Genomic DNA, 15,365 nt, shown 5'->3' with positions numbered 1-15,365 from the left:
TACCTGCTGACGTGAGTGGATAGGCGCCAAGTGCACCTTGGTGGTCGTCCCGCGTGCCTATTCCGTGTCGGCAGTAAACCTGACCGCGGCCGCCAGCTAGCTGTATGTGTTCGGCGAGAGGCTTGCTTGGCCCCACCGATGCTGGCGTCGCAACCCCTTTCGGAAATCCCTGGCGTAGCAAGTGCGCCACGGAGAGGCAGTCAATAAGACCTGGTTATCAAAAAGCAAAGACCCATAAGCTTCTCAGCTTATGGGTCCAAAATTCTCAGCTTATACGTCTATCTACAATGGCACTCAAACATCAATATTCCGCGCCACCAACGCATTCGACTCAATAAAGTTCCTTCGCGGCTCCACCTCATCACCCATAAGGGTGGTGAAAATCTGATCCGCCGCAATAGCATCCTCAATCTGCACCTTCAGCAGACGCCGCTGCGTAACGTCGAGGGTGGTTTCAAACAACTGCTCAGGGTTCATCTCACCAAGACCCTTATACCGCTGACGCGACACACCACGTTCGGCTTCGGACAGCAACCACTGCATCGCCCCATGGAAGTCATTGACAGTCTGATCCCTCAGCTTGTCCCCTTCCCCGCGCTGCACCTTGGTCCCCTCAGGCGTCAGCCCCTGGAACGTCTTGGCCGCATTGGCCAGCGCCGCGTAATCCGCCCCGTGGACAAAGTCCGCATCCAGGTGCGACAGCCGCACGTTGCCATGATGACGACGCGCAATCATCAGCCGATGCTTGTCCGTCTTCTCATCAAACTGGGCATACACATCCGCCGTGCCATCGTCATTGACCGCGGCGCCAATCAACGTCTTGGCATGCATCTCCGCCAGCTTGGTCTTCAGCGCCACGGCCGATGCCTCAGCCGCCGGCGCGCTGTCCAGATCCAGCGTCACGCCATCAGCAATCGCGCGCAGCGCATCCGTATCCACGATGCGTGACAGACGCCCGATCACGCCTTCCGTCAGCTGGTACTGCCGCGCCAGCTCGGTCAGCGCATCGCCATTGATCTCCGTGCCATCCGGGCGCACCAGCACGGCCTTTTCCATGGCCAGCTTGAGCAGGTAGGCGTTGAGCTCGACGTCGTCCTTGATGTAGCGCTCTTCCTTGCCGTGCTTGATCTTGTAGAGCGGCGGCTGGGCGATGTACACGTAGCCGCGCTCGATGATGTCGGGCATCTGGCGGTAGAAGAACGTCAGCAGCAGCGTGCGGATGTGCGAGCCGTCCACGTCCGCGTCAGTCATGATGATGATGCGGTGGTAGCGCAGCTTTTCCAGGTTGTAGTCGTCCTTGCCGATGCCGGTGCCCAGCGCGGTGATGAGCGTGAGCACTTCCTGGCTGGAGAGCATCTTGTCGAAGCGCGCGCGCTCGACGTTCAGGATCTTGCCCTTGAGCGGCAGGATGGCCTGGAACTTACGGTCGCGGCCCTGCTTGGCGGAGCCGCCTGCGGAGTCACCCTCCACCAGGAAGAGTTCGGACTGGGCCGGGTCTTTTTCCTGGCAGTCGGCCAGCTTGCCTGGCAGGCCCATGCCGTCCATGACGCCCTTGCGGCGGGTCATTTCGCGGGCCTTGCGGGCGGCTTCGCGCGCGCGGGCGGCGTCGACGATCTTGCCGCAGATGGTCTTGGCGTCGTTGGGCGTTTCCAGCAGGAAGTCGGTCAGCGCCTTGCCGACCAGCTCTTCCACGGGCAGGCGCACTTCGGACGAAACGAGCTTGTCCTTGGTCTGCGAGCTGAACTTGGGCTCGGGCACCTTGACGGACAGCACGCAGGCCAGGCCTTCGCGCATGTCGTCGCCGCTGGTTTCGATCTTCGCCTTCTTGGCGATCTCGTTTTCTTCGATGTACTTGTTGATGACGCGGGTCATCCCGGCGCGCAGGCCGGTGAGGTGGGTGCCGCCATCCCGCTGCGGGATGTTGTTGGTGAAGCAGAGCACCTGCTCGTTGTAGCCGTCGTTCCACTGCATGGCCACTTCCACGGCAATGCCGTCTTTCTCGGCGTTGGCGTAGAAGATGTTCGGGTGCAGGACGGTCTTGGAACGGTTGATGTATTCCACAAAGCCCTTCACGCCGCCGGAGAAGGCAAAGTCTTCTTCCTTGCCGGTGCGCTGGTCGACCAGCTTGATGTGCACGCCGTTGTTCAGGAACGAGAGTTCGCGGATGCGCTTGGACAGCACCTCGTAGTGGAACTCGACGTTGGTGAAGATTTCTTCGTCCGCCAGGAAGTGGACTTCGGTGCCGCGCTTGTCGGTGTCGCCAATGATCTTCATCGGGGACACTTCGACCGGCTGGCCGTCCGGGCCGTTGACGGTTTCGACGATGCGGTTCTGCACGTCGCCGCGGGCGAATTCGATCAGGTGGACCTTGCCGTCACGGCGCACGGTCAGGCGCAGCCACTTGGACAGCGCGTTCACGCACGACACGCCCACGCCGTGCAGGCCGCCGGACACCTTGTAGCTGTTCTGGTTGAACTTGCCGCCGGCGTGCAGCTCGGTCATGGCGATTTCCGCCGCGCTGCGCTTGGGTTCGTGCTTGTCGTCGAACTTGACCAGGGGCGGGATGCCGCGGCCGTTGTCGACGATGGAGATCGAGTTGTCGCTGTGGATGGTGACCTGGATCTCGGTGCAGTAGCCGGCCAGCGCTTCGTCGATGGAGTTGTCCAGCACCTCGAACACCAGGTGGTGCAGGCCGGTGCCGTCGGAAGTGTCACCGATGTACATGCCCGGACGCTTGCGTACCGCCTCCAGGCCCTCCAGGATCTGGATCGAGGAGGCTCCGTAGGTGTTTTCCTGTTGCGGGTTCTGCTGTTCGGTCATGTTTTCCTACTCACGGCAAATGCGGAATCCGGCCACGGCGGCACATTGGCCAGGCCCGGGAGGCTCCGCAAGGCGGTTACTAAAAACGGCAAAAGGGGCGGACCGGTTTCGGTCCTGCCCCTGCTGCGAGAAGACTGCCCGTATGGATGCGGGTGTCGTTGCGTGCCGTTTGCTGCTCCGGTATGTCGTTGTCTGCGTGTCCTGTTACCGGATCATCAGATGCGCATCGGCATGACGACGTACTTGAAGTTGTCGTCTTCCGGCACGGTGATCAGCGCGCTCGAATTCGAGTCGCCGAGGCTGACCTGCACTTGCTCGCTCTTCAGGTTGGCGAGGACGTCGAGCAGATAGGTCACGTTGAAGCCGATGTCGAGCGCGTCGCCCGTGTAATCGAGTTCCAGCTCTTCCTGCGCCTCTTCCTGATCGGCGTTGGTGGAGCTGATCTTCAGCATGTGCGTGTCCATGATGCAGCGCACGCCCTTGAATTTGTCGGTCGTCAGGATGGCCGTGCGTTGCAGCGCCTGCTGCAGCTTCACGCGGTCAATCGCAAAGGCGTTCTTGTAGCCCTTGGGAATGACGCGCTGGAAGTCGGGGAACTTGCCTTCCACCAGCTTGGAGATCAGCTCGATATTGGCGAAGCTGAACTTGACCTGGTTGGCGGCCAGCTGCACCTGCACGGGATCGTCGTTGTCCTCGAGCAGGCGTTGCAGTTCCAGGATGGTCTTGCGCGGGATGATGACTTCCTGGCGCGCGCCGACGCCGGCGGCTTCGGTGTCCAGCTCCACGCCGCAGTACGCCAGGCGGTGGCCGTCGGTGGCGACTGCCATGACCTTCTTGCCATCGACGACGAGCAGCATGCCGTTCAGGTAGTAACGGATGTCTTGCTGCGCCATGGCGAAGTGGACCATCGCCAGCAGGTGCTTGAAGGTCTTCTGCGGCAGCGAGACGCTGGCGTTGAATTCGGTGGCTTCTGCAACGGTCGGGAATTCTTCGGCGGCCAGGGTCTGCAGTGCAAAGCGGCTCTTGCCGGATTGCACCGTCATGCGTTTGTCGTTGAGCGACAGGGCGACGTCGCCGTCGGGCATGGCGCGCAGGATGTCGAGCAGCTTGCGTGCGGCCACGGTGGTGGCCACGCCGTCATTGCCCACGCCGCATTCGGCGTGCGTGGTGATCTGGATCTCGATGTCGGTCGAGAGGAAGGATACGTTCGAGCCGGACTTGCGAATCAGCAGGTTGGCCAGGATCGGGAGGGTGTGGCGGCGCTCCACGATGCCGCTCACGATTTGCAGCGGACGCAGCAGATTGTCTCGCGAGGTTTTGACCAATTGCATTGAATTTATCCTTCGTCGTTTGTCGTCGGCGACCGCAAACTCCAGGCAACTCCAATTCACTTAGAAATCAAGGAGTTAATATGCCATTGTACCAAGGATAAGCCGCTGCGGTGAAGCGGGGCGAAACCGCCGGAAGTGGGATCTGTGCACAAAAAGCCACGATGCTCGCTGCGCACTTTCCACCGCACTTTCGGCATTCCGTCCCGACTCACCGCAAAGCCTTATTCTGTGGCTGACACTGCACTCGGCTGCGGCTGGACCGATGTTGTTTAACAGGCGCCACGGAGACTCCTCCAGTGACGCCGAACCTACAGTATGCCACCCCTTCGGGGCGGCCCTTCAAAATCCCCCCGGGCCGGTTTCCCGGGCCGGAGTCCATCCAAAATCAACCCTTGAGCGTCTGTTCCAGCACGTGCAGCTCGTGGTTGAGCTGCGCGTCCTTGCTGCGCTCGTCCGCGATCTTGCGCACCGCGTGCAGCACGGTGGTGTGATCGCGTCCGCCGAACAGCTCGCCGATCTCGGGCAGGCTCTTCTGCGTGAGTTCCTTGGCCAGGTACATCGCAATCTGGCGCGGCCGTGCAATGTTGGCAGGCCGCTTCTTGGAGTACATGTCCGCGACCTTGATGTTGTAGAAGTCCGCGCACGTCTTCTGGATGTTCTCGACCGAGATCTGGCGGTTCTGCACCGTCAGCAGGTCCTTCAGCGCCTCGCGCGTCACCTCGATGGTGATGTCGCGGCCGTGGAAGTTCGAGAACGCCAGGATCTTGCGCAGCGCGCCTTCCAGCTCACGCACGTTGGAGCGCAGGTGCTTGGCGACGAAGAACGCGACTTCTTCCGGCACGCTCACATTCTCGGCGGCGGCCTTCTTCATCAGAATCGCCACGCGCATTTCCAGCTCGGGCGGCTCGATGGCCACGGTCAGGCCGGAGTCGAAGCGCGAGATCAGGCGGTCGTCGATGCCGGTGATTTCCTTCGGGTACGTATCGCTGGTGATGATCACCTGCGCCCGGTTGGCGATCAGTGCTTCGAACGCGTAGAAGAATTCTTCCTGCGTGCGGTTCTTGCCGGAGAAGAACTGGATATCGTCGATCAGCAGCAGGTCGAGCGAGTGGTAGTAGCGCTTGAACTCGTCGAACGCCTTGCGCTGGTAAGCCTTCACCACGTCGGACACGTACTGTTCGGCGTGGATGTAGCGGATACGGGCGCGCGGGTTCTCCAGCAGCATGAAATTGCCGATGGCGTGGATCAAGTGCGTCTTGCCCAGGCCCACGCCGCCGTAGAGATACAGCGGGTTGTAGGACTTGCCCGGGTTGTTGGCCACCTGAATGGCGGCGGCGCGCGCCAGCTGGTTGGCTTTACCGGTGACAAAATTGTCGAACGTCAGGATCGGGTTCAGGCGCGAGCGCTCATGCACCGTGTCGCTGGACTGGCTCGGCTGGCCGGGCTGGGCACCGGGCCCGCTGGGGTGCTGCACGATCGGGCCCGACTGCATGGGCGCTTGCTGCTGTTGCACGCGGTAGGAGCGGGCGGCGACTTCGGCCGGGTCCATCTGGACCACATCGATCTCGCCCATGTCGACACCGTGCTGTGCGCCTTGCGCCGACTGCTGGCGAGAACCGCCCTGCAGCGGATGGCCAGGGTAGGGCGCCTGCCCGTAGCCCTGACCGCGGGCGGACTGGTACTCGCCGTAGCCTTGCTGCATGCCGGGCTGGGCGAACTGCTGGCCCATCGGCTGCCCCATGGGTTGCCCCGCCGGCTGGCCGCCATAGCCCTGCATTCCCGTACCCGGTGCTGCGTGACCGTCCTGTCCGGCCCCCATGCCGCCGCCCACCGGCGGCTGCGCATAGGCCGCGGCGCGGCCCGATGCAGAAGGATCCAGGACAAAGTGAACACTGACCTGCGCTTCCCAATATTCGCAGGCAAGGGCAGTAATACGCCCCGAAAACTGGCTCTTGACCCAATCCAGCTTGAACCGGTTCGGCGCAGCAATGCGCAGCGTGAGCGCTTCCTCGTCGAAACCGACGGGCGCCAACGGCTTGATCCAGGTTTTGAACTGTTGCGGCGTCAGTTCGCGCTCGAGCTGCGCGGCTGCCGCCTGCCAGAAGTCTTGCATTGTTTTTTGTTAAGTAAGCGCATCCCCAGGGTGCGCCACTGGCTACTGTCGCGCCTCGTCAGCCCGGCCTTCCCCGTACCCATGTCTGCAACGCCGGCAGCGACTTACGTATACATCGATGTATACGGTCCGCCGCGACGACCTGAAAAACATTGGGGGGAAGCCCGGGATGCGCCTGCGCCACGCAACCCGTGTTGTGATTGGACCGGGATTGTACCCCCGCCCCCAAGTTATCCACAAAGGATAAGTCTGTGGACAACTTGTGCAAATTCAGTGGATTGATGTGCACAACCCAAGCAGCGGCGCGGGTTTCCGGCATGCTGCAGTGCCGGAAAATCCAGCGGAAACAGGGACTTCGCTCAGTTAGAGAGCCTGTCGCACTGCATAAATCCGTACACAAACTTGTTAACAGGCTGTTGTGGACAATGACGCACGATGGTTTACGTAGCGCTGTCGCGCTTCTGCCCTTGCCCACATGACGAAGTCTTGACACTCGCGCCGAAACTCGTTTAAATGGCGGGTTCTGCGATGCGGCAGGGGATCACGTATGCGCATCGCCGGGTCTGGCCTGTCCGTGCCTCCCGCGCCTGCAGGTATACCTCCTGCAAACCGGCGCTGGCTGGCTTCAGGGCCGGCACCAAGACAGAACCAGAATCGTCGTGACATGTCGGTAAACGCCTCGGCTTTCCGACGCGCGGCAACCCCAACGCGAACCATACGCGGCGGCCACGGCACCCCGGCACCGGCCGGAGGCGGGCTAGCCCAGATCAACCAGAGAGTGCAACATGAAACGTACCTACCAACCTTCCGTTACCCGTCGCAAGCGTACCCACGGTTTCCGCGTGCGCATGAAGACCCGTGGCGGCCGTGCCGTCATCAACGCTCGTCGCGCCAAGGGCCGCAAGCGCCTGGCAATCTAAGGGCCGGGCGACCGGTCTGGACGGTGGCAACGCCGTCCATGCCAACCGCCTCGCGTTCTGGATGGCCGGTAGCTTGCCGCAGGCTGCAGTGTTCCCGCTAGCTTTGCCAAGCGTGTCTACCTTTGCCTTTCCCAAAGCCGCGAGGCTGACAAAGACGGATGAGTTTTCATCCGTTTTTGCTTTGCGGCCTCGCAAGCGCAGTACGCACTTCGTGCTCTACGTGCGCGCCAACGGCCGGGCCGAAGCCCGGCTGGGCATCGTGGTGGGCAAGAAGTTCGCACCGCGCGCGGCCGAGCGCAACCTGGTCAAGCGCATGGCGCGCGAGCTGTTCCGTCAGCGGCAAGGCGAGCTTGGCGGGCGCGACGTGCTGCTGCGCTTGCAGACCAGGTTTCCGCGCAAGGAATTTACCAGCCGCACAGCGGTCCGACAGGCGTGCCTGACGGAGATGACCAGCTTGCTGGAAGTCGCCGCCCGGCCCTTGCCACCGCCGCCAGCGCCGCCGTCATCACCACCGGCCTCGCCAGAACCGCCCACGGGCTTTCCGGCCTGACCGCCCCCAGCCATGAAGCGAATCCTGCTAGCGCTGCTACGCATCTACAAGATCGCCCTGAGTCCTTACCTGGGCTCGCGGTGCCGCTTCTGGCCTACCTGTTCCGACTACGCCCGCGACGCCGTGATCCGACATGGTGCCGCGCGCGGCAGCTGGATGGCGGCCTGCCGGCTATGTCGTTGCCATCCTTTCGCACAAGGCGGGTATGATCCCGTGCCGGGTGCGGAAGCGGAAACGGCACAGAAGGGCAGGTTTGCCCATCCCGCGACAGGCCACCAGCCTGTCACCGTCCGTCTCCCACGACCCTGATTTCCCCGACCATAGCGAGACATGGATATCAAACGCACAATCCTCTGGGTCATCTTCTCGATGGCCCTCGTGCTGCTCTATGACAACTGGCAGCGCGCCAACGGCCACGCGTCGATGTTCTTCCCGAGCGCGACGCAGCAGCAGGCCGCCTCGGCGCCCGCCGCCGGCGCAGCCCAGGGCGATGTGCCCAAGGCCAACGCCACCGCAGGCGCCGCCGCGCCGGCAGTCCCGGGCGCCCCGGGTGCAGCTCCGCAGGCAGCCGCCCAGCCCACCGGCGAAAAGATCATCGTCACCACCGACGAGGTGCGCGCCGAGATCGACACCGCCGGCGGCATCCTGTCGCGCCTGGAACTGCTCAACGAGCACGAGAAGGACGGCAAGCCGGTGGTGCTGTTCGAGCGCGACACCACGCGCACGTACCTGGCCCGCTCCGGCCTGATCGGCGGCGACCTGCCGAACCACACCACCGTGTTCACGGCCACCCCTGGCCCGCGCACGCTGGACGGTGCCGACAAGCTGGAAGTCACGCTGACCGCGGACAAGAACGGCGTGAAGTTTGTGAAGACTTACGTGTTCCACAAGGGCAGCTACGTGGTGGACGCGCGTTTTGCCGTGACCAACGATGGCACCGCGCCGGTCTCGCCGACGCTGTACCTGGAACTGGCACGTGACGGCAGCAAGGTGGAGCAGTCGCAGTTCTACAGCACCTTCACTGGCCCGGCCATCTACACGGACGAGAACAAGTACCACAAGATCACCTTCGACGACATCGCCAAGGGCAAGGCCAGCGCACCGGCCGCCACCACCAATGGCTGGGTGGCGATGGTGCAGCACTACTTTGCCTCGGCCTGGATTCCGCAAGCCGGCAAGGAGCACAGCTTCTACGTCCAGCAGATCGATCCGAACCTGTACCGCGTGGGCATCCAACAGCCGCTGGGGCAGATCGCCCCGGGTGCCACGGTGACGACCGATGCGCGCCTGTTCGCCGGCCCGCAGGAAGAGCGCATGCTCGAGAAGATCACCCCGGGCCTGGAACTGGTGAAGGACTACGGCTGGCTGACCATCCTGGCCAAGCCGCTGTTCTGGCTGCTCGAAAAGCTGCACGGCTTCCTGAACAACTGGGGCTGGTCGATCATCGCGCTGACGGTGCTGATCAAGCTGGTGTTCTTCCCGCTGTCGGCCGCCAGCTACAAGTCGATGGGCAAGATGAAGGAGCTGCAGCCGCGCATGACCGCCATGCGCGAGCGCCACAAGGGCGATCCGCAGAAGATGAACCAGGAGATGATGGCGCTGTACAAGACCGAGAAGGTCAATCCGCTCGGCGGCTGCCTGCCCATCGTGATCCAGATCCCGGTGTTCATCGCGCTGTACTGGGTGCTGCTGTCGTCGGTGGAAATGCGCGGCGCGCCGTGGCTGGGCTGGATCCATGACCTGTCGGTGCCGGATCCGTTCTACATCCTGCCGATCGTGATGGCGGCATCGATGTTCCTGCAGACCAAGCTGAACCCGACCCCGCCGGACCCGGTCCAGGCCAAGGTCATGATGATCATGCCGCTGGTGTTCTCGTTCATGTTCTTCTTCTTCCCGGCCGGCCTGGTGCTGTACTGGGTGGTGAACAACATCCTGTCGATCGCCCAGCAATGGCAGATCAACCGCATGCTCGGCAAGGGCAAGGCGGCTGTGGCAGCCAAGAGCTGATCGCAGGCGATGCAGAAGTCTTGACGGAAGCCCGGTGGAAACACCGGGCTTTTTTGTTTTGGGCATCCGTCGATGCCTTGTACTCCGAGGAGAGATTCGTGACCTGGTCCGCCAATCAATACGTCGCCTTTGAAGATGAACGCACGCGCCCGGTGCGCGACCTGGTCGCCGCCATTCCGAACCAGATGATCCGCACGGCTGTCGATATCGGCTGCGGCCCGGGCAACTCCACCGAGGTGCTGATGGGGCGCTATCCCGGCGCGTCCGTCACCGGGCTGGACAGTTCGGACGACATGATCGAAGCCGCGCGCAAACGCCTGCCTGATGTGCAGTTCGGCGTGGCCGACATTACGGCCTGGAACGACGCTGGTCCCTATGACGTGATCCTGGCCAATGCCGTGCTGCAATGGGTGCCGGACCACGCCACGCTGTTTCCGGCACTGGTGCAGAAGCTCTCGCCCGGCGGTACGCTGGCCGTACAGATGCCGGACAACCTGGAAGAACCCGCACACCGCCTGATGCGCGAGACCGCGGCGAATGGCCCGTGGGCCGCCAAGCTGGCCAGCGCAAGCAATGCGCGCTCGGCGCGGGCTCCGGCGCGCTGGTACTACGAGCTGCTGCGCCCGCATTGCACGCGCGTGGATGTGTGGCTGACGGTCTACCACCATCCGCTGGCCGGCGGCGCCAAGGCGGTGGTGGAGTGGTTCAAGGGCAGCGGCCTGCGGCCGTTCATCCAACCGCTGGATGAGGCGGAGCGGGCGGCTTATCTGGAGCAGTATGAGGCCGATATTGCCAGGGCGTATCCGGCGTTGCCGGATGGGTCGGTGTTGTTGCCGTTCCCGCGGTTGTTCATTGTGGCGACGCGCTAGACAGCCGAATCGGTTTCTCCCCGCTCCCATGCATGGGAGCGGCGCCATGGATCGGCCCTGGCCATCCACCAAGCGCCCGATGCGACGCGAGCCAGCTTGCTGACGTGCGGTATCGCCTACACTGGAACTTGCGTCCCGCCCCTCTGCCGAACTTCGGGAGGCCTTTCCATGAATGCTGACTCCTCCGTCAGGCTGCGCCGCAAGACTCGTCCGGCCGCGGCCTTCTCCGCGCTGGGCGAGACCGGGTTGCGCCGCATCGAAGACAGCATCACCAACCTGTTGCAGCGCGACGAGGCGGAGGATGTGCATGCGCTGCGCGTCGGCGTCCGTCACCTGCGCGCGGTGTTGTGGGTATTTGGCCCCCTCCTGCCACCAGGCATCGCACAGCGGTGGAAGAACGATCTTCGTGCACTGGGCGACACGGCCGGCGAGGTGCGCGACTGGGACGTGTTCCTTGCCGAAACCGTAGGGCCGGCATTGGAGCGCCAGCCCGGCGACTCGATGCTCCATGCCGTGGCCGAGGCGGCACGCGCACGCCGCCGCCTCGCGCGCGAGGCCATGGTGACCCGGCTGGCGCAGTCTCAGGACGATCCGCTCGCCGCCCTGCACCGGGACCTGGCGCACCTTCCGCTGCACACCGACGATGGCAGCGGCTGCCTCGGACCTTTCGCCCGCAAGCGCGTGCGCAAGGCGCGCAAGACGCTGCGCAAACGCGGTCTTGCCGCGCGCCACGACGGCCTGCGTGCACTGCACCGCCAGCGCATCGCGGGCAAGCGCCTGCGCTACGCCATCGAGGCGCTCGCGCCCGTATTGCCGAAGCAGAAGACCAGGCGCCTGCATCACAAGCTGGTCATGCGGCAGGGCAAGCTGGGCAGCGTGGTCGATGAGAACGTTGCGCGCCGGCTGATGTCCCAATGCCTGGGCGTGGCGCCGCAGGAACACGACGCCGGACCCGTCGCTGCGTGAAACTTCCTCTTGTCACTTCGCCGCCTTCTGCGTGCAATGCGCCTTGCGACGCACGCTGGCGAGCCCAGTCACATCGATCTGAGACAATAGCGCCATGACTGCTACCCTGCCTCCCATCGCCGCCATCGCCACCGCACCGGGCCGCGGCGGCATTGGCGTGGTGCGCGTGTCGGGCCCGGATGTGCGCCCGGTCATGCACGCCATCTGCGGCCACGCGCTCAAGCCGCGCCATGCCACCTACCTGCCGTTCCTGGACGCAGAGGGCAAGGTCATCGACCATGGCCTCGCGCTGTATTTTCCGGGGCCGAATTCATACACCGGCGAAGAGGTCCTGGAGTTGCAGGGCCACGGCGGGCCGGTGGTCATGCAGATGCTGCTCACCCGCTGCCTGCAGGCCGGCCACGAGATCGGCCTGCGCCTGGCCGAGCCAGGCGAATTCACGCGCCGCGCCTTCCTCAACGACAAGCTCGACCTGGCCCAGGCCGAGGCCGTGGCCGACCTGATCGAGGCCAGCACCGAAGCCGCCGCGCGTTCCGCGGCCCGCTCGATGGAGGGCGAGTTCTCCAGCGCCATTCACGCGCTGGTGGAGAAGGTCATCCACTTGCGCATGCTGGTGGAGGCCACGCTGGATTTCCCCGAAGAAGAAATCGATTTCCTCGAGGCCTCCGACGCGCGCGGCCAGCTCGCCACCATCCGCACGGACCTGGGCAACGTGCTTGCGCAGGCCCGGCAGGGCGCGCTGCTGCGCGAAGGCCTGTCGGTGGTGCTGGCGGGCCAGCCCAATGTGGGCAAGTCATCGCTGCTGAACGCGCTGGCGGGCGCCGAGCTGGCCATTGTCACGCCGATTGCCGGCACCACGCGCGACCGCGTCAAGGAAACCATCCAGGTCGAAGGCATCCCGCTGCATATCATCGACACGGCGGGGCTGCGCGACGAAGCCACGGACGAGGTCGAGCGCATCGGCATCGAACGCACGTGGGACGCGATCCGCCGCGCCGATATCGTGCTGCATCTGGTCGATGCCACCGACTACCTGCGCCACGGCCTGTCCGAGCTTGATGACGCCATCGACGATCGCCTGAGCGGCCAGCTGCCGCCCGGCGCGCCGATCGTGCGCGTGGTGAACAAGATCGATCTCGCGCCGACGGTCGGCGGCATGATGTTCAGCGGCAACCGCCCGCACGTGGTGGCCGCCAACGGCCCGAACCCGACCGAGATCTGGATTTCCGCACGCAACGGCTCCGGCATCGAACTGCTGCGCAAGGAACTGCTGCGGCTGGTCGGCTGGCAGTCCGGGAATGAGGGCACCTTCCTCGCGCGCGAGCGGCACCTGACTGCGCTGCGCCAGGCACAGTCGCATCTGGATGTGGCGACCGAGCAGAGCCAGCAACAGGCGCAGGCGCTGGATTTGTTTGCCGAAGAGCTAAGGCTGGCGCAGGAGCATCTGAACAGCATCACGGGCGAGTTCACCAGCGATGATCTGCTGGGGACGATTTTTACGCGGTTTTGTATTGGGAAGTGATGGGCTGCCAAGCGTTGCCAATGGTCGAGCGCCACGGACACCACCCGGCATTGATCGGTGGGCAAGCCTACTGCGAGCACTGCAAGAGCATTGGCACCATTGCCGAATCCGGTGGGCCGCGCGCACGACTAAGGTCGCCATCGCAGTCACCATTCGGTTTTGCTTTCAAAGCGGTCGTTTTATCACGGTGACAGCGTGATAAAACGATTAAGGACCCATTGGGCTTCGCCCTCTGGTCCGAAGCGCTATAGCAACTGCCTTCGCGCCAACTCCCCTGCCAACGCGTCCGCCCCCACAAACCTGTACCCGAGCAAGCCAGCATCGATTGCCCCATCGACGTTGGCTTCCGTGTCATCGATGAACAGCGTCTGTGCGGCACTGCATCCGAGCTGGCCGATACAGCCGAGATAGGACCGCACATCCGGCTTGGTCGCACCAAACGCGGCGGACGGATAAACGTGCTTGCCGAACAACCGAGCGACCACCGGATTCAGATAGTCGATATGGTCTGTCACCAGCCGGCAGTTGTTGGTGAGTATCGCGATCCTGTGGCGGCCGGACAGCCTGGCCGCAAGCGCCAGCGTGTCGGCATTGGGCGTGATCGATGCGCGTCGGGAGGCCAGCCAGTCGGCACGATCAACGCGGCAGCCCAGCAGTTGCCCGAGTTCCTGCAGGTACTGGTCATCGCTGATCTCGCCCGCATCGGCGCGTGCTTCAAGCCCGGATCCCCAGATGGCGTGACGCACCTGCTCCGGTGACCGGCCCGTGGCTGCGGCCAGGTGCTCCGCCCGCGCCACGCGGTCATAGTGGGTCAGTACTCCTTCCATGTCGAACAGGACGAGCGTGATCGGTACTGTCATGGCGTCGGTTCCGGTGGATGACCCGAGGCCCCATTGTGCACGGGCAGGCCGTACCATGCCATGCGGGTACACTATCGGGCCGGCCCCGCTGCCCCATCCGCGCAAGCCGCCGATCCCGAAAACTTCCACTGCATGCGCCTGACCCTCATCACCTTCGGCACCCAGGGTGACTGCCGCCCCATCGTCGCCCTCGGCGCGGGGCTGCGCGCGGCCGGCCATGAGGTGCTGATGCTCGGGGAACGGTCGGCGGGGGCGCTGGCGGCCGAGCACGGGCTGGCGTTCGAGGCCCTGTGCGGTGACATCCAGGCCACGCTGGCGCCGGGCGGCGCGCTGCACAAGCTGATGACCGAAGGCGGCAACGTCAGCGAGGCTACGCGTGCCTTCGCGCGCATTGCGGAGGACAACACCGCGCAGTGGATGGCGCAGCTCACCGCTGCGGCGCGCGAGCGCGACGCGATCGTGTTCTCCGGTCTGGCCGCCTATGTCGGCATGGCCGTTGGCGATGCGCTGGGCAAGCCCGCCATCGCCGCCGCCATGTTCCCGCTCTCGCCGACACGCGATTTCCCGTCTGCGTTTCTGCCGCCATGGCGCCTTCCAGGCTGGGTCAATCGGGCCACCCATCAACTGATCAACTACGTGCTGTGGCGCATGTTCCGGCCTGCCATCAATGCGGGCCGGCAGGCGCAGTTCGGACTCGCGCCGCGCAAGGCGGTGTGGCAGGACTTCCCGTCGTTGTATGGCATTTCACCGCATCTGGTGCCGCGCCCGCGCGACTGGCATGCGGACTGGCTGGTCTGCGGCGCGTGGACGCTGCCCGCGCAGGACGGCTGGCAGCCGCCCGCTGCGTTGCAGGAATTCCTCGATGCGGGCGAGCCGCCGGTCTATGTCGGCTTCGGCAGCATGGCCGGCTTCGACCGCGACAAGGTGGTGCGCGCGCTCGTGCAGGCCCTGGACGGGCGGCGCACGCTGTTCTATCCGGGCTGGAGCGGCATCGATGTTTCGGCGCTGCCGCCGAACTTCCATGTGACTGGCACGACGCCGCATGACTGGCTGCTGCCACGCATGAGCGCGGCCATCCACCATGGCGGGGCCGGCACTACCCACGCCGTCGCGGCGGCCGGCGTGCCTTCGATCGTGCTGCCGTTCGCGGGCGACCAGTCCTTCTGGGCCGGGCGGCTCGCATCCCTTGGCGTGGCGCCTCGCTACGTGGCCGGGCATGACATCGATGCGGGCAAGCTCGCGGCGATGCTCGCCTTTACGCAACAGCCCGAGGCGCGCGAGAAAGCCGTGGCGCTCGGCGCTGCCATCCGTGCGGAACGTGGCGTAGATAACGCCGTGGCCGCCATCGAGACTTTCTGCCTGCGGGGCAGAACATAACGGCTGCCGCAACACGGCAGCCAATCATTT

General features: G+C 64.3%; 12 protein-coding genes. 8 read left to right on the top strand and 4 right to left on the bottom strand.

The annotated features are described in order from the left end of the window. Nucleotides 1-294: 294 nt before the first annotated feature. The 3 genes from gyrB to dnaA form a co-directional block, all read right to left on the bottom strand. Entirely contained in the window at nucleotides 295-2,820 is a 2,526-nt protein-coding gene (gene gyrB / locus AC3FKG_RS11255; RefSeq protein WP_488743085.1) for a DNA topoisomerase (ATP-hydrolyzing) subunit B, read from the bottom strand. Nucleotides 2,821-3,035: 215 nt separating this feature from the next. Further along, on the bottom strand, nucleotides 3,036-4,151 hold the full coding sequence (gene dnaN, locus AC3FKG_RS11250; RefSeq protein ID WP_483709961.1) for a DNA polymerase III subunit beta: 1,116 nt from the start codon (nucleotides 4,149-4,151) through the stop codon (nucleotides 3,036-3,038). 385 nt (nucleotides 4,152-4,536) lie between these two features. Then, nucleotides 4,537-6,264, bottom strand: coding sequence for a chromosomal replication initiator protein DnaA (gene dnaA, locus AC3FKG_RS11245; protein ID WP_488743084.1), 1,728 nt, complete (start codon nucleotides 6,262-6,264; stop codon nucleotides 4,537-4,539). A 785-nt stretch (nucleotides 6,265-7,049) separates the two neighbouring features. Between dnaA and rpmH the strand changes: the two genes are divergently transcribed. The 7 genes from rpmH (at nucleotide 7,050) to mnmE (ending at nucleotide 13,098) form a co-directional block, all read left to right on the top strand. Continuing rightward, nucleotides 7,050-7,184 carry a 50S ribosomal protein L34 gene (gene rpmH, locus AC3FKG_RS11240; RefSeq protein WP_008650850.1) on the top strand — a complete coding sequence of 45 codons (135 nt, stop codon included), beginning with the start codon at nucleotides 7,050-7,052 and terminating at the stop codon, nucleotides 7,182-7,184. 112 nt (nucleotides 7,185-7,296) lie between these two features. Then, on the top strand, nucleotides 7,297-7,734 hold the full coding sequence (gene rnpA, locus AC3FKG_RS11235; RefSeq protein WP_488743104.1) for a ribonuclease P protein component: 438 nt from the start codon (nucleotides 7,297-7,299) through the stop codon (nucleotides 7,732-7,734). A 12-nt stretch (nucleotides 7,735-7,746) separates the two neighbouring features. Beyond that, nucleotides 7,747-8,043 (top strand): membrane protein insertion efficiency factor YidD, encoded by a 297-nt coding sequence (gene yidD / locus AC3FKG_RS11230; RefSeq protein WP_483709959.1) that lies wholly within the window; start codon nucleotides 7,747-7,749, stop codon nucleotides 8,041-8,043. A gap of 21 nt (nucleotides 8,044-8,064) precedes the next feature. Continuing rightward, a complete protein-coding gene (gene yidC / locus AC3FKG_RS11225; protein WP_488743083.1) occupies nucleotides 8,065-9,741 on the top strand; it encodes a membrane protein insertase YidC in 1,677 nt (558 codons plus the stop codon). Between the two features lie 98 nt (nucleotides 9,742-9,839). Next, on the top strand, nucleotides 9,840-10,610 hold the full coding sequence (gene tam, locus AC3FKG_RS11220; protein WP_483709957.1) for a trans-aconitate 2-methyltransferase: 771 nt from the start codon (nucleotides 9,840-9,842) through the stop codon (nucleotides 10,608-10,610). A 168-nt stretch (nucleotides 10,611-10,778) separates the two neighbouring features. Continuing rightward, nucleotides 10,779-11,576, top strand: coding sequence for a CHAD domain-containing protein (locus AC3FKG_RS11215; RefSeq protein ID WP_488743082.1), 798 nt, complete (start codon nucleotides 10,779-10,781; stop codon nucleotides 11,574-11,576). Nucleotides 11,577-11,670: 94 nt separating this feature from the next. Continuing rightward, nucleotides 11,671-13,098 (top strand): tRNA uridine-5-carboxymethylaminomethyl(34) synthesis GTPase MnmE, encoded by a 1,428-nt coding sequence (gene mnmE / locus AC3FKG_RS11210; RefSeq protein WP_483709955.1) that lies wholly within the window; start codon nucleotides 11,671-11,673, stop codon nucleotides 13,096-13,098. A 245-nt stretch (nucleotides 13,099-13,343) separates the two neighbouring features. Here the strand turns inward: mnmE and AC3FKG_RS11205 are convergent, their stop codons facing one another. Beyond that, complete coding sequence (locus AC3FKG_RS11205) at nucleotides 13,344-13,958, bottom strand: HAD family hydrolase (protein ID WP_483709954.1); 615 nt, start codon at nucleotides 13,956-13,958, stop codon at nucleotides 13,344-13,346. A 132-nt stretch (nucleotides 13,959-14,090) separates the two neighbouring features. Here AC3FKG_RS11205 and AC3FKG_RS11200 point away from each other — a divergent pair, with 132 nt between their 5' ends. Continuing rightward, on the top strand, nucleotides 14,091-15,335 hold the full coding sequence (locus AC3FKG_RS11200; RefSeq protein WP_483709952.1) for a glycosyltransferase: 1,245 nt from the start codon (nucleotides 14,091-14,093) through the stop codon (nucleotides 15,333-15,335). Nucleotides 15,336-15,365 lie beyond the last annotated feature (30 nt).

Source organism: Cupriavidus sp. 22TCCZM04-2 (assembly GCF_057798895.1).
This window is presented reverse-complemented; position numbering and strand designations above follow the sequence as displayed.

What these genes read in the sequence shown, in the direction of transcription:
- AC3FKG_RS11200 (WP_483709952.1), top strand. Translation starts at nt 14,091, where the DNA reads ATGCGCCTGACCCTCATCACCTTCGGCACCCAGGGTGACTGCCGCCCC.
- AC3FKG_RS11205 (WP_483709954.1), bottom strand. Translation starts at nt 13,958, where the DNA reads ATGACAGTACCGATCACGCTCGTCCTGTTCGACATGGAAGGAGTACTG.
- dnaA (WP_488743084.1), bottom strand. Translation starts at nt 6,264, where the DNA reads ATGCAAGACTTCTGGCAGGCGGCAGCCGCGCAGCTCGAGCGCGAACTG.
- gyrB (WP_488743085.1), bottom strand. Translation starts at nt 2,820, where the DNA reads ATGACCGAACAGCAGAACCCGCAACAGGAAAACACCTACGGAGCCTCC.
- dnaN (WP_483709961.1), bottom strand. Translation starts at nt 4,151, where the DNA reads ATGCAATTGGTCAAAACCTCGCGAGACAATCTGCTGCGTCCGCTGCAA.
- AC3FKG_RS11215 (WP_488743082.1), top strand. Translation starts at nt 10,779, where the DNA reads ATGAATGCTGACTCCTCCGTCAGGCTGCGCCGCAAGACTCGTCCGGCC.
- mnmE (WP_483709955.1), top strand. Translation starts at nt 11,671, where the DNA reads ATGACTGCTACCCTGCCTCCCATCGCCGCCATCGCCACCGCACCGGGC.
- yidC (WP_488743083.1), top strand. Translation starts at nt 8,065, where the DNA reads ATGGATATCAAACGCACAATCCTCTGGGTCATCTTCTCGATGGCCCTC.
- rpmH (WP_008650850.1), top strand. Translation starts at nt 7,050, where the DNA reads ATGAAACGTACCTACCAACCTTCCGTTACCCGTCGCAAGCGTACCCAC.
- yidD (WP_483709959.1), top strand. Translation starts at nt 7,747, where the DNA reads ATGAAGCGAATCCTGCTAGCGCTGCTACGCATCTACAAGATCGCCCTG.